Raw genomic sequence first — 13,719 nt, 5'->3', positions numbered from 1 at the left:
ACTCCTTTTTTCTATAATATGTTCTATATTATAGAATATATTAGGTGGAATAGATAGTTTAATTTCTAGTATTATATAAAAATTCAGGAATATTTAATCTTATTATGTATAAATTGTCATTTCAAAATAATGGATCCGGATAAAATCGGATCCATTATTTTATGAATATCCATCTTCATTTACTGGAAGTTTTTTCTTATGACATTGGTGATGAACCGTATGGAGATTGATCTGTCAGTGTTTGCTGGAATTTCTGGTGTGCCTGCTGGAGTTTTTGCTGGTCAGCCGCTTCAACAGAATACCAGCCATATCTGAACATGACATCATATAAATGTCTTTGTGTTTTCTGTGTTTCAAGCGCAATTCGCTGAATATCTTGGTAAAGAGATTCATGACTGAATTCATTGAGCGCTGTGTTATATCCACTTGTCATATATTTCTCAGTCGACAGCAGATCTGTGATAAAATCACGATCATTCATGTTTGTTGTCGTGGGAACCGGAGTTTGTGGATTCCCGATTTTTTGTTGGTTTTGTTGTTCCATGTTTTTTCCTCCTATTGCATAAAGCCAGTAGACTGGCCTTGCCCTGAGCTGCCTAAATGCTGAAGAATTTGTGTGTAATGCTGATGATGCATTTGGCCCACTTGATTTAATTCTTGTTTCAACGTCTGGTCTTGGCAGTGCTCGGCCATAAAGTGAGCCTTTTTCATAGCGATCAAGTTCCAATTCAGCATATCCTCTAAGTACAAGGAATCTTTCACTGAAATGACTTGCGGGGGCATATTCATTTGCTGATTGTTCAAGATGTGTTCCTCCTTACGATTTTGTTTCCTTACTGATTCTTTTTATATTGCTGATTTTGACTGGTCTTTTTACCGCCTAGGTCTGCTTCCTGTGATGGACCTGCGTTTCCTTTTACACTTGCAGCACTTACGCCTGCTTTCGATGGGTTTTTCTTCAAACGAGACATGTGGACATCACCTCCATTCTTACAATGCCCTCTCATCTTTAATTCATACGCCGCAAAGTAAGGCACATCAGAATGTGTAAATTTTTGAAATCCGCTCTTGAACTGTTTCGGAAAATCTTTTAAGATAAAGAAAGAGGCATTGCTTTTTTTTGGACAAAAAATGAATGACTGTTCATTCAAAATGTTTAGGGGGATATTTATGGGCAAACATATTCGCAAGGCGGCTGTCATTGGTTCAGGTGTCATGGGCTCAGGCATTGCTGCGCATCTAGCCAATATCGGGATACCAGTAACATTGCTAGATATTGTGCCAAACGAACTGACAAAGGAAGAAACGGCGAAAAAGAGAACGCTTGATCACCCTAGTGTTCGGAATAGATTAAGTCAAGAAGCGATGAAAAAATTGTTAAAGCAAAAGCCAGCACCTCTTACATCAGCAAAAAACCTATCATACATCACACCGGGAAATCTCACAGATCACCTTTCCTTATTACATGATGCTGACTGGATCATTGAAGTCGTCACTGAAAAACTCAGCATCAAACAACACGTATTCTCTCTCATCGACGAACACCGCAAAGAAGGCAGCATCGTATCAAGTAACACATCCGGTATTTCGGTTGAAAAAATGGCAGAAGGCCGATCAGATGATTTTAAACGCCACTTTTTAGGCACACACTTTTTTAACCCAGCCCGTTATTTAAAGCTTTTAGAAATCATTCCTATTCAAGAAACAGATCCAGAAGTACTCCAATTTATGAAAAAGTTTGGCGAGGATGTACTTGGTAAAGGCGTCGTTGAAGCGAAAGATACGCCGAACTTTATTGCCAATCGTATTGGTACTTATGGACTCCTTGTGACAGTGCGTGAAATGCTTGAAAACAAATACACCATTGGAGAGGTGGATTCGGTCACAGGACCCCTCATTGGAAGACCGAAAAGTGCGACCTTCCGTACACTTGATGTCGTAGGGCTCGACACGTTTTCCCATGTAGCTCGCAACGTATATGACCAAGTAGAAGGAAAGGAAAAAGATATTTTCCAGCTGCCTGAGTTTATTGAAACAATGCTTGAAAAAGGATGGATTGGCAGCAAGGCAGGGCAAGGATTTTATCAAAAAAATGGAAAGGCCATTTTAGAACTTGATCCTGTGACGCTCACGTATGGAGAACGAACGAAGCTTAAAGATCCAGGCATTGAGATGGCGAAGCAGCAAAAAGGGACGAAAGCGAAATTGAAAGCGCTTATTTATCAAGATGGCCGTGCAGGACAATTGCTTTGGAACATGACGGCACCTGTGCTCCTTTATTCAGCTCAGTTAAAAGGCGAAATTGCGGATGATATTCAGTCGATCGATAACGCAATGAAATGGGGATTTGGCTGGCAGCACGGTCCATTTGAGCTGTGGGATGCAATCGGTGTGAAAAAAGCAGCCGAGCGCATGGAAGCAGAAGGTCACACCATCCCGCAGTGGGTGCAAGACATGCTGGCAGAAGGACACGATACATTCTATCAAGAGAATGCTGATGGAGAGCGTGCGTTTTATCATAATGGGACTTATGAACAGGAAAAAGGAAACGAAAAGAATATTTCCTTAGCGAGATTGAAAAAGAAGCAGGGCGTGATTTTTAAAAATTCTGGTGCGAGCTTAATTGATATCGGTGATGATGTCGCCTTGCTCGAATTTCACTCCAAAAGCAATGCCATTGGACTAGATGTCATTGACATGATCAATCGCGCTGTCGATGAGGTGGAACAGAATTATAGAGGGCTTGTCATCGGAAACCAAGGGAAGAACTTCTGTGTTGGTGCCAATCTTGCTCTGATTTTAATGGAAGCTCAGGACGATAATTTCTTTGAAATTGACTTTGTGATCCGCCGCTTCCAGCAGGCAATGATGAAGGTGAAATATAGCGACCGTCCAGTCGTTGCTGCACCGTTTGGCATGACACTCGGAGGCGGAACAGAGGTTTGTCTGCCGGCAGCAGCTATTCAGGCGTCGAGTGAAGCATACATGGGTCTTGTCGAAGCGGGAGTTGGACTGATTCCAGGCGGCGGTGGAAACAAAGAATTATACCTTCGCCATCTGCAAGGATCAGCGAAGCCATCGCAGACCGCTATACAAGACGCCACGATGAAAACATTTGAAACAATTGCAATGGCGAAAGTATCCACTTCGGCAGAGGAAGCGCGGGATATGAACATGCTGCGCGCGAGTGACCGAATCAGCATGAACGGAGACCACCTGATCTATGATGCGAAACAACTCGTGCTCTCTCTTGATGAATCGGGTTATCGTGCGCCGCTTACGCAAAAGGTGCCCGTCATGGGAGAAACAGGCTATGCAGCGATGATATTGGCTGCTGAAAATATGAGACTGTCTGGATACATTTCAGAGCATGACATGACCATAGTTAAAAAATTAGCTCATGTCATTTCCGGCGGGAAACTGCCATTTGGAACAGAGGTAGAGGAGCAATACTTATTAGAGCTTGAAAGGGAAGCCTTTTTAAGTCTTGTAGGAGAAGTGAAATCACAGGCACGCATGCAGCACATGCTCGTCAAAGGAAAACCTTTACGTAACTAAGGGGGAGTCAAAATGAGAGAAGCAGTCATTGTCGCTGGCGCGAGAACACCAGTAGGGAAGGCGAAAAAAGGATCGTTAAAACATGTTCGGCCTGATGATATGGGCGCATTGTGTGTAAAAGAAACATTAAAGCGTGCCGGTAATTACGACGGACAGATAGATGATTTGATCATCGGGTGTGCAACACCAGAAGCAGAGCAGGGGTTAAATGTGGCTCGGAATATTGGGGCGTTAGCAGGGCTTCCGTATACAGTACCTGCCATCACCATCAACCGCTACTGCTCATCTGGTCTTCAGTCAATCGCTTATGCGGGTGAACGGATTATGCTCGGCCAGGCAGAAACGATCTTAGCCGGAGGAGTCGAATCGATGTCACAGGTGCCGATGATGGGTCATTCCATTCGTCCGAATGCTCAATTGGCAGAGCAAGCGCCTGAATATTATATGAGCATGGGCCACACGGCAGAGCAAGTGGCGCAAAAATATCAGGTCACACGTCAAGATCAGGACGCCTTTGCGGTAAGAAGTCATCAAAAGGCAGCCAAAGCATTGCAGGAAGGGAAATTTTCAGATGAAATCGTATCCGTTGATGTAACAGAGCGGCGGGTAGGAGAGCAATATCAATTAGAAGAGCATTCATTCACCTTCTCACAGGATGAAGGCGTGAGAGCGGGCACAACGGAGGAGATTCTTTCCACTTTGCGTCCGGCTTTCTCAACAAAAGGCACGGTGACCGCAGGGAACTCTTCTCAAACAAGTGACGGCGCTGCGTGTGTGATGATGATGGATCGTGAGAAAGCATCCTCACTTTCCCTTCAGCCGCTCGCCAAGTTCAGGGCGTTTGCTGTTGGCGGTGTACCGCCTGAGGTAATGGGAATCGGTCCAATTGAAGCCATTCCGCGTGCGCTGAAAATCGCTGGACTTGAGCTGAAGGATATCGGGCTGTTTGAATTAAACGAAGCGTTTGCCTCTCAGGCAATTCAAGTCATTCGTCATTTAGGGATCGATGAAGAGAAAGTGAATGTCAATGGCGGGGCAATCGCGCTAGGGCATCCGCTCGGCTGTACAGGAACGAAACTTACACTGTCACTCATTCATGAAATGAAACGGCGAAACGAGCAATTTGGCATCGTCACAATGTGTATCGGCGGGGGCATGGGAGCAGCAGGAATTTTTGAATTGATCTAAAGGGGGAAATCAGGATGAAAGCAATGGAAGATGTAAAAAAGGGTGGAAGCTTCTTAATTGATGAGACGAATTATGAGCATATCTTTACACCAGAGGATTTCTCTGATGAGCATCAAATGATTGGAAAGACAACAGAGGATTATATTTTACAAGACGTTGTTCCGTATATAGATCAAATTGAACATCATGAATTCGAGCATTCCGTCAGGCTTCTCAAAAAGGCTGGAGAGCTTGGACTTCTAGGAGCTGATGTGCCTGAAGAATTCGGCGGACTCGGATTAGATAAAATCAGTTCAGCCATCATTACCGAGAAATTCTCCAGAGCAGGGAGTTTCTCACTTTCCTATGGCGCCCATGTCGGCATTGGATCTCTGCCAATCGTGCTGTTTGGAAATCAAGCGCAAAAGGAAGCATACCTGCCTGGACTCGCTTCTGGAGAAACGATTGCGGCGTACGCCCTAACTGAGCCAGGATCAGGCTCTGACGCTCTTGGAGCAAAAACGACTGCAGTCCTGAATGAAGCTGGAACCCATTATGTGCTTAATGGGGAAAAACAATGGATTACAAACTCCGCATTTGCCGACGTCTTTGTCGTATATGCGAAGATTGATGGTGAACACTTCTCTGCTTTTATCGTAGAAAAGGATTTTCCAGGTGTCAAAACTGGACCTGAAGAGAAAAAGATGGGCATTAAAGGGTCCTCGACGAGAACGTTAATTCTTGAAGATGCTCAAGTGCCGAAGGAGAATTTACTAGGTGAAGCTGGCAGAGGTCATGTCATTGCCTTTAACATTTTGAATATCGGACGCTACAAGCTGGCTGTCGGGACAATTGGTGCGTCAAAACGTGTCATTCAATTATCGGCAGAATATGCAAACCAGCGTAAGCAGTTCCAAACACCAATTTCTCGATTCAGCTTAATTGGTGAAAAAGTAGCCAACATGTCGGCAAAGCTCTATGCGATGGAAAGTGCTGTTTACCGCACAGTCGGATTATTTGAACAGCGCATGGGTCTATTAAGTGAAGAAGAGCAAAAGGACGGCAAACAAATTGCCCAGTCCATTGCAGAATATGCGATTGAATGCTCTCTTTGTAAAGTGCTTGGCTCTGAAACTTTAGATTATATTGCAGATGAAGGCGTGCAGATTCACGGCGGATATGGATTCATGCAAGAATACGAGGTCGAAAGAGCCTATCGTGACTCGCGGATTAACCGTATTTTTGAAGGGACTAACGAAATCAACCGTCTGCTTGTACCAGGCACATTCTTGAAGAAAGCGATGAAGGGAGAGCTTCCGCTGCTTCAAAAGGCGCAAACCTTACAGGAAGAGCTCATGATGATGATGCCGGAAGAGCCAGGTGATCAGCCGCTCGATCAAGAAAAATACTTGCTCGCCCATGCGAAAAAGATCGCCTTAATGGTATCTGGAATGGCGGCGATGAAGTATGGAAAAGCATTAGACAAAGAGCAAGAGATTCTTGTGAACATAGCGGATATCGTCAATGAAATTTTTGCTGCTGAATCGGCGATTCTGCGTACTGAAAAGGCAATCGCTGCATCAGGGCTAGATAAGAATACTCAAAAGCTTGCTTACACACAAATTTTCACGCAGGAAGCCTTCTTAAAAATTGAAGCTCATGCAAAAGAATCCTTGATCGCGATGGAAGAAGGAGATGCACTCCGCATGAGTCTGTCAGCTCTTCGCAAACTGACAAGATTCACCCCGATCAATGTCATCGCCAAAAAGCGCGAAGTGGCGAAACGAATCTTTGAAGCAGAGAAATATATCGTATAAGACGGCTGAAAAGGTGCGGGTATCACTCCGCACCTTTTTGTAAGCATACATTTAGGTTTTTAAAATATTTTGTGATAAAATGTTCTCACTACTTGCAGGAGGTGAAAATAGTGGCTTTAGATTTTTATGAATACCCATCTTGCGGTACATGCCGAAAAGCAAAAAAATGGCTGGAAGAACACAATAAAGATATCAACAGCATACATATCGTCGAAGAGACGCCTGATAAAGAAACATTAAAAGCGCTTTACGAAAAAAGTGGCTTAGAGCTGAAGAAGTTCTTTAATACAAGCGGACAGAAATACCGAGAGCTACAGCTGAAAGATCAACTTCCTGCAATGTCAGAAGGCGAGCAGCTAGAATTACTCGCATCTAACGGAATGCTGATCAAGCGCCCGATTACAACAGACGGTAAACGAGTCACAGTTGGATTTAATGAAGATACATTTAAAAGCGTCTGGAAATGATGTAACTTTCATTCAGATTGTGGTATCTTCAATATAGATTGAAAGAAAAGACTGGAGGGGTATTGAATGAGCACACCAAAAGATTTACGTTATTCAGAAGAACATGAATGGGTCAAAGTAGAAGGAGATAAGGTGCGTATCGGTATTACGCATTTTGCTCAATCTGAGCTAGGCGATATCGTGTTCGTTGAGCTTCCTGAAGTAGGAGACAAAATTACAGCGGACGAGCCTTTCGGAAGTGTAGAATCAGTGAAAACAGTTTCTGAGCTTTACGCACCGATCAACGGTACAATCGTCGAAGTGAACGATGAGCTGGATGACAGCCCTGAATTCGTCAACGACTCTCCATACGAAACAGCATGGATGATCGTGGTAGAGCCAGCTGATACATCTGAAATTGAGAACTTGATGACTGCTGAGCAATATGAAGAAATGACAAAAGAAGACTAATTCACGTGAAATTGGACACTCTACCTTTATGGGGGGGTGTCCAATTTGTCTTTTCAAAAAGAACATGTGGATATAACAGATCATGTCACTGGACGATTCAAAGAAAGCGGCATGGTGCTGTATCATCAAAATGAAGAGATTGGCACGATGATTAGTGAAAACCAATATGAGTTAAAATCAGGTTATTCCTATGAGCAAAATCGTTTTTATCGTCTGACGGATACATTGACCCACGGAACAGAAAAATATGTAGACTGTGATGATGAAAATGGCTGGTGCTAATCACAGATGAGGCTGCAGTGAGCATAAGCTGCAGTCTTTTTAGTGCAAGCGCCCAATCTTTACAACCTGAATGAAAAATTGTAATCTAAGGGAGAAGTGAACAACGTCAAAAGGGCCGGGTGATCGTGATGAATGTAGAGGTAGAAAAGGTCATCATTGTAGAAGGTAAAACAGACAAACAAAAGCTAAAAGAAGTCATAAGTGAACCTGTTACCATCATTTGCACCAATGGCACGATCAGTACATCGAAGCTGGATCAGCTCGTAGACGAATTATTGGGGAAAGACGTTTACATATTAGCAGACAGTGACGATGCAGGCGACAAACTGCGGAAGCAATTTCGAAAAGAATTCCCTGAAGCATTTCATCTTTTTGTCGACAGAACGTACCGCGAAGTGGCCGCTTCACCGTCAGCCCACATTGCATCTATCCTATTAGCTGCAAACATTGATGTTCATTCGAAATATTTATGAGGGTGGACGTATATGAAAGAGATTGAAGAACACGAATTCAAGGAGATAAAGGACGATTTATTTCTTTTATACTTATATACACCGTTTTGCGGAACATGTCAGCTGGCAAAGAAAATGCTGGCTGTCGTAGACACCATGCAGCCGGATGTACCTTTTTATGAAAATAACTTAAACTACTCACCAGGCTTTGCGAAGGCTTTTGAGATCGAAAGCGTTCCTTGCTTTCTACTGTTTAAAAAAGGTGAGCTGGTGCAAAAAGGCTATGCCTTTCACTCCGTACCATATCTTCATGAAATGATTGAAACCGCTAAATAAAGCGGTTTTTTGTCATATTTCAAGCAATTCATCTGAAAATTTGTCGAGTTATTTATAAAGGACAAGCGAATGTTTGTAGAGAAATGTTATGTATAACCAAATGACAGGGAGGTTATACATGTGGAAAAAGTGAAAACCCATGGAAACACAGGGCAGCGATTATTGCTAAAACCGCTGCTCTCATCATCATCCTTGAAGATTACATTTGAGGCGGAAACTGACTCTTGTACATTGATTGTGGATGAGCGTGGTGAAGTGAAGAAACTACCTGCAATTGAGTTATCGGATCTCATCTTTTATGGTGAGAGAAAAGAAATACTTCAATTATTAGATGGAGATATGTCCTTACAGCAGTTAATTAGCAGGGGACAAGTGAAAGTAAAAGGGTCATTCCGTGCGCTCCTAAGACTAGAGGCGGTACTTTGGCTGACGAACGGTTTTTTTCGAAAAATGATAACTTAGTCGTTTACTTGGAAATTAGCGATTTACAGCGTTGACATATCTCGGGTGGCATGATATTCTACGTTAGTAAAAACATGAACATCACATAAAACAACATATTTTCTCTTATTAAGAGAGGTGGAGGGACGTGCCCTATGAAACCCGGCAACCGTCAGCATAGCTGAAATTGGTGCCAATTCACTCAAAGTCGCAACGCTTTGAAAGATGAGAGAAAGGCGTATTTGAAATAAAAGGCCTTTCTGCTTGCGTTGCAGTTAGGTCTTTTTTACTGATCTGGCAACAGGCTAGAGTCATGACAGCACGAAGAATAAATGAACGTATGTGATGGCAACCTATAGATTCAGCAAGAAAGCAGGTGAGCAGACTGTGATCCATTTACAGAATGTATCAAAAACGTACTACTCAAAAAGTGGAAATGTTGACGCAGTAAAAGACGTCAACTTAGATATTGATAAAGGTGAAATATTCGGAATTATCGGGTATAGCGGTGCCGGAAAAAGCTCGCTTATTCGCCTATTAAACGGTCTGGAGCTGCCAACAGAAGGAATTGTTGAAGTGGCAGGCAACCGGATCAATGAAGTATCGAATGCGAAACTTCGGAAAGCAAGACAAGAAATCAGCATGATTTTCCAGCACTTTAACCTACTTTGGTCAAGAACAGTGAGACAAAATATTATGTTCCCGCTTGAGATCGCAGGTGTACCTACATCGAAACGGAGAGAGCGTGCGAATGAACTGATTAAATTAGTCGGTTTAGAAGGAAAAGAAAATGCGTATCCGTCTCAGCTTAGCGGCGGACAAAAGCAGCGTGTGGGGATTGCGAGAGCATTAGCAAATGATCCAAAGGTTCTTCTTTGTGACGAAGCAACATCAGCGCTTGATCCGCAAACAACGGATTCTATCCTTGATCTTTTAGCGGATATCAATAAACGTTTAGGGCTGACAATTGTGCTCATCACACACGAAATGCACGTCATTCGCAAAATTTGTCATCGCGTCGCGGTCATGGAAAATGGACGCATTGTCGAAGAAGGCGAAGTATTACGCGTCTTCAGACAGCCGAAGGAAGAGATGACGAAGCGATTTGTACAGCAGCTTGCTGAACCAGAGGAAGCGAAAGAAACAATCGAACACGTCTTAGAGCGAGTAAAAGAAGGTCAGGTCGTACGGTTGTCCTTTATTGGCGATTCTGCCGAGCAACCGCTCATCACTGAAATCATTCGATCCTTCAAGGTCGATGTAAACATCCTTCAAGGAAAGATTTCTCAAACGCAGGAAGGCGCGTTTGGAACACTCTTTATCCATATTAATGGAGAAGAGACCGAGGTTGAAAAAGCCATCGCCTATATCCAAAGTAAACAGGTTGAAATTGAGGTGATGACACATGTTTGAGAAATGGTTTCCGAACGTTGACCTAGATGTGATTTGGAATGCAACGGGTGAAACGGTGTACATGACACTCATTTCATTGGCATTTGCTTTTGCAATCGGGATTATCCTAGGACTCCTGCTCTTCCTTACAGGAAAAGGCGGTCTTTGGGAAAATAAACCGATCAATGCTGTCATCGGTGCAGTCGTCAACATTTTCAGATCGATTCCTTTTATCATCTTAATTATTCTTTTATTAGGGTTCACGAAATTCTTAATGCATACAATTCTAGGTCCAAATGCAGCACTCCCTGCCCTTGTCATTGGGTCAGCTCCATTCTATGCACGTCTTGTCGAAATTGCACTGCGTGAGGTAGACAAAGGAGTCATTGAAGCAGCACGGTCAATGGGAGCGAAAACGTCGACCATCATTTTCAAAGTATTGCTGCCAGAATCATTGCCAGCCCTCATTTCAGGTATTACCGTAACAGCGATTGCTTTAATTGGCTCAACTGCGATTGCAGGTGCAATTGGAGCAGGCGGACTTGGTGACCTTGCTTATGTGGAAGGATACCAATCTGGTAATACAGATGTCACACTTGTAGCTACTGTGTTTATTCTCATCATCGTCTTTATTATTCAAATAATCGGTGATTTGATTACAAATAAAATTGATAAACGTTAAGGGAGGATTTATTCATGAAGAAATTGATTTTAAGTGCACTATTTCTAGCATTTGCAGGCATCTTAGCTGCATGCGGTTCATCTAATAACGCAAGTGATAGCAAAACCATTACGGTTGCCGCTTCAAAAACACCACATGCCGAAATTCTTGAAGAAGCAAAACCACTTCTAAAAGAAAAAGGCTACGATCTAAAAGTGAAAGTACTTAGTGATTATAAAATGTACAACAAAGCGTTAGCTGAAAAAGAAGTGGATGCAAACTTTTTCCAACATATCCCTTACTTAAATGAAGAAAATAAATCAAACAAAGATTACAACCTAGTTAGTGCTGGTGCGGTTCACCTTGAGCCTTTCGGTATCTACTCTAAGAAATACAAATCAGTAAAAGATATTCCAAACGGCGGAACGATCATCATGACAAACAACGTAGCTGAACAAGGCCGTATGCTTGCACTATTGCAAAATGCTGGTGTCATTAAGATTGATCCTAAAGTTGATACAATCAACGCAACAGTAAAGAACATCAAAGAAAACCCGAAGAACCTAAAGTTCAAAAAAATCGCTCCTGAACTAACAGCGAAAGCTTATGAAAACAGTGAAGGCGATGCTGTGTTTATTAACGTCAACTATGCGATTCAAAATAAATTGAATCCGAAAAAAGATTCAATTGAACTTGAGCAAACAAAGAACAACCCATATGCAAACATCGTGGCGGTTCGCAAAGGTGAAGAAAAATCAGATAAGATCAAGACATTAATGGAAGTTCTTCACTCTGATAAAATCAAAGAATTCATCGACAAAAAATATGACGGTGCTGTACTACCGGTATCTGAATAACAATGTGTTAACCTCGCTTTCATCAAAGCGAGGTTTTTTTGTGTATTTTTTCAAATCTCGCTCATAATAAAAATGTACAAATGACCTGAAGGGATGGAATGAAGATGAATGAACAGCATATGAGCGGATCCATGCAGCAATCACTGACTGATTATAAAACGGCAATGGGTGAATTTCAGAAGAAAATGCCGGTGTTTGGGAAGAAATTCAATGAATTTACGGAGCAATGCTTTCAGAGCGATTCATTAACGCAAAAGGAAAAGCAAATGATTGCCCTTGGCATCAGTATTCATGCACAGGATGAATACTGCATGATTTATCATACAAAGGGAGCGCTCGATCAAGGCGCGACAGAAGAGAATTTGCTGGAGGTTGTCAGCGTGGCGGCAGCATTTGGCGGCGGGGCAGCACTGAGTCAAGGGATTACTGTCGTTCAGCAATGTATTGATGAATTTGGAGGACAGACGCATTAAGGGAAGGATAAGACGGTATTTTTCCATATCAGGGAGTTGAGTCGTTCTCAGCCGATTGTGTGAGAAAATATGCCAGCATAGAACGTCATATCCCTTTTGAGTGAAGCCGCATGTCTTTGATATAATAAAGCTACACTCAAAGAAGGGAATGGTTTATTATTTGTTCGGACCATAGTACACTGGGATTGGATTATACCGCCGAGATGGAAAAGGCCATGCATAAAGCTCACGGCATGAGCTATGCAGAGTACGAAAGGGACCATGACTTACGGATGAAAGTGGAATATAAACGAGAGCAGTCCTATCGAGATGAGAAAAGACAGCTCGCAAAAATGAATATACGAGGCTATTAAATAGCTCAGGGACGGGGAGAACAGTTTCCCGTCCTTTCTTTATGAAAACAGTCTTTTCGACATAAATCCTTTTATCTACCGGCTTTTTTTGTTAGAATTTTGAGAGCATCCTCTCACGTATATCGTGAATGTGTTGTATTCACTTTTAATTTGTTATAAAATTAGAATGAGAATAAATTGAGAATAATGATTATTTTGGAGGTATCGATATATGACTGCTTCGACATTAACAATTAAGGACTTGCACGTTGAGATTGAAGGGAAAGAAATCTTAAAGGGTGTAAACCTCGAGATAAAAGGTGGAGAATTCCACGCAGTAATGGGACCAAACGGTACAGGTAAATCAACTTTATCTGCTGCAATTATGGGACACCCTAAATATGAAGTAACAAAAGGCAGCATTTTGCTAGATGGCGAAGATGTACTTGAAATGGAAGTAGATGAGCGCGCTCAAGCAGGTCTTTTCCTTGCGATGCAATACCCATCTGAAATTAGTGGTGTCACAAATGCGGACTTCCTTCGTTCTGCTATTAACGCTCGCAGAGAAGAAGGCGATGAAATCTCTCTGATGAAATTCATCCGCAAAATGGACGAAAACATGGAGTTCCTTGAAATGGACCCAGACATGGCGCAGCGCTACCTAAACGAAGGTTTCTCAGGCGGGGAGAAAAAACGCAATGAAATTCTTCAATTAATGATGATTGAACCAAAGATTGCGATTCTTGACGAAATCGATTCTGGTCTTGATATCGATGCTTTGAAAGTGGTTTCTAAAGGAATTAACAGAATGCGCGGCGAAAGCTTCGGCTGCTTAATGATCACTCACTATCAGCGTCTACTGAACTACATCACACCAGATCATGTTCATGTCATGATGCAAGGACGTATCGTGAAATCTGGCGGACCAGAGCTCGCGCAGCGTTTAGAAGCAGAAGGCTATGACTGGATTAAAAAAGAGTTAGGAATTGAAGACGAAACTGTTGGTCAAGAAGCGTAAGCGTTAGGAGGATTAT

18 protein-coding genes and 1 riboswitch are annotated in these 13,719 nt (G+C 42.5%); of the genes, 15 read left to right on the top strand and 3 right to left on the bottom strand.

Going from position 1 to position 13,719, the window contains the following annotated elements; all coding sequences use genetic code 11:
- Window positions 1–196: 196 nt before the first annotated feature.
- Genes C6344_RS10795 through C6344_RS10785 form a run of 3 tightly spaced genes read right to left on the bottom strand, consistent with a single transcriptional unit; the run spans window position 197 to window position 971 of the window.
- Window positions 197–544 carry a spore coat protein gene (locus C6344_RS10795; RefSeq protein WP_060597266.1) on the bottom strand — a complete coding sequence of 116 codons (348 nt, stop codon included), beginning with the start codon at window positions 542–544 and terminating at the stop codon, window positions 197–199.
- A gap of 11 nt (window positions 545–555) precedes the next feature.
- A complete protein-coding gene (locus C6344_RS10790; protein ID WP_223249598.1) occupies window positions 556–807 on the bottom strand; it encodes a hypothetical protein in 252 nt (83 codons plus the stop codon).
- A 26-nt stretch (window positions 808–833) separates the two neighbouring features.
- Complete coding sequence (locus C6344_RS10785) at window positions 834–971, bottom strand: YuzL family protein (protein ID WP_003212904.1); 138 nt, start codon at window positions 969–971, stop codon at window positions 834–836.
- Between the two features lie 199 nt (window positions 972–1,170).
- Here C6344_RS10785 and C6344_RS10780 point away from each other — a divergent pair, with 199 nt between their 5' ends.
- The 15 genes from C6344_RS10780 (at window position 1,171) to sufC (ending at window position 13,703) form a co-directional block, all read left to right on the top strand.
- A complete protein-coding gene (locus C6344_RS10780; protein WP_106072940.1) occupies window positions 1,171–3,558 on the top strand; it encodes a 3-hydroxyacyl-CoA dehydrogenase/enoyl-CoA hydratase family protein in 2,388 nt (795 codons plus the stop codon).
- 12 nt (window positions 3,559–3,570) lie between these two features.
- On the top strand, window positions 3,571–4,746 hold the full coding sequence (locus C6344_RS10775) for an acetyl-CoA C-acetyltransferase (protein WP_034659915.1): 1,176 nt from the start codon (window positions 3,571–3,573) through the stop codon (window positions 4,744–4,746).
- A 14-nt stretch (window positions 4,747–4,760) separates the two neighbouring features.
- The gene (locus C6344_RS10770) at window positions 4,761–6,542 is read left to right on the top strand and encodes an acyl-CoA dehydrogenase family protein (RefSeq protein ID WP_106072939.1); all 1,782 of its coding nucleotides are present in this window, start codon (window positions 4,761–4,763) and stop codon (window positions 6,540–6,542) included.
- 110 nt (window positions 6,543–6,652) lie between these two features.
- On the top strand, window positions 6,653–7,009 hold the full coding sequence (locus C6344_RS10765; protein ID WP_003213086.1) for an arsenate reductase family protein: 357 nt from the start codon (window positions 6,653–6,655) through the stop codon (window positions 7,007–7,009).
- Between the two features lie 66 nt (window positions 7,010–7,075).
- Window positions 7,076–7,459, top strand: coding sequence for a glycine cleavage system protein GcvH (gcvH, locus tag C6344_RS10760; RefSeq protein ID WP_106072938.1), 384 nt, complete (start codon window positions 7,076–7,078; stop codon window positions 7,457–7,459).
- Between the two features lie 45 nt (window positions 7,460–7,504).
- Entirely contained in the window at window positions 7,505–7,741 is a 237-nt protein-coding gene (locus C6344_RS10755; RefSeq protein WP_003212882.1) for a YusG family protein, read from the top strand.
- A 128-nt stretch (window positions 7,742–7,869) separates the two neighbouring features.
- A complete protein-coding gene (locus tag C6344_RS10750; RefSeq protein WP_003213068.1) occupies window positions 7,870–8,214 on the top strand; it encodes a toprim domain-containing protein in 345 nt (114 codons plus the stop codon).
- A gap of 12 nt (window positions 8,215–8,226) precedes the next feature.
- Complete coding sequence (locus C6344_RS10745; RefSeq protein ID WP_003213095.1) at window positions 8,227–8,529, top strand: thioredoxin family protein; 303 nt, start codon at window positions 8,227–8,229, stop codon at window positions 8,527–8,529.
- 120 nt (window positions 8,530–8,649) lie between these two features.
- Entirely contained in the window at window positions 8,650–8,991 is a 342-nt protein-coding gene (locus C6344_RS10740) for an SCP2 sterol-binding domain-containing protein (RefSeq protein ID WP_003212918.1), read from the top strand.
- Between the two features lie 102 nt (window positions 8,992–9,093).
- Window positions 9,094–9,202, top strand: a riboswitch (SAM riboswitch).
- A gap of 155 nt (window positions 9,203–9,357) precedes the next feature.
- On the top strand, window positions 9,358–10,383 hold the full coding sequence (locus C6344_RS10735; RefSeq protein WP_003213439.1) for a methionine ABC transporter ATP-binding protein: 1,026 nt from the start codon (window positions 9,358–9,360) through the stop codon (window positions 10,381–10,383).
- Window positions 10,376–11,044, top strand: a complete 669-nt coding sequence (locus tag C6344_RS10730; RefSeq protein ID WP_003213651.1) for a methionine ABC transporter permease — start codon at window positions 10,376–10,378, stop codon at window positions 11,042–11,044. Before C6344_RS10735 ends, C6344_RS10730 begins: the two co-directional genes overlap by 8 nt.
- A gap of 14 nt (window positions 11,045–11,058) precedes the next feature.
- On the top strand, window positions 11,059–11,880 hold the full coding sequence (gene metQ, locus C6344_RS10725) for a methionine ABC transporter substrate-binding lipoprotein MetQ (protein ID WP_003212678.1): 822 nt from the start codon (window positions 11,059–11,061) through the stop codon (window positions 11,878–11,880).
- Between the two features lie 104 nt (window positions 11,881–11,984).
- On the top strand, window positions 11,985–12,353 hold the full coding sequence (locus tag C6344_RS10720) for a carboxymuconolactone decarboxylase family protein (protein WP_003212803.1): 369 nt from the start codon (window positions 11,985–11,987) through the stop codon (window positions 12,351–12,353).
- Window positions 12,354–12,568: 215 nt separating this feature from the next.
- Entirely contained in the window at window positions 12,569–12,706 is a 138-nt protein-coding gene (locus C6344_RS18855) for a YuzK family famiily protein (protein WP_162839378.1), read from the top strand.
- 211 nt (window positions 12,707–12,917) lie between these two features.
- Window positions 12,918–13,703, top strand: coding sequence for a Fe-S cluster assembly ATPase SufC (gene sufC, locus C6344_RS10715; protein ID WP_003213654.1), 786 nt, complete (start codon window positions 12,918–12,920; stop codon window positions 13,701–13,703).
- Window positions 13,704–13,719: the final 16 nt, after the last annotated feature.

It is taken from the genome of Bacillus sp. GBSW19 (assembly GCF_002998655.1).
GTDB lineage: Bacteria > Bacillota > Bacilli > Bacillales > Bacillaceae > Bacillus.
The sequence above is the reverse complement of the archived record's forward strand: the minus strand, read 5'-3'. Positions and strand labels throughout refer to the sequence as shown.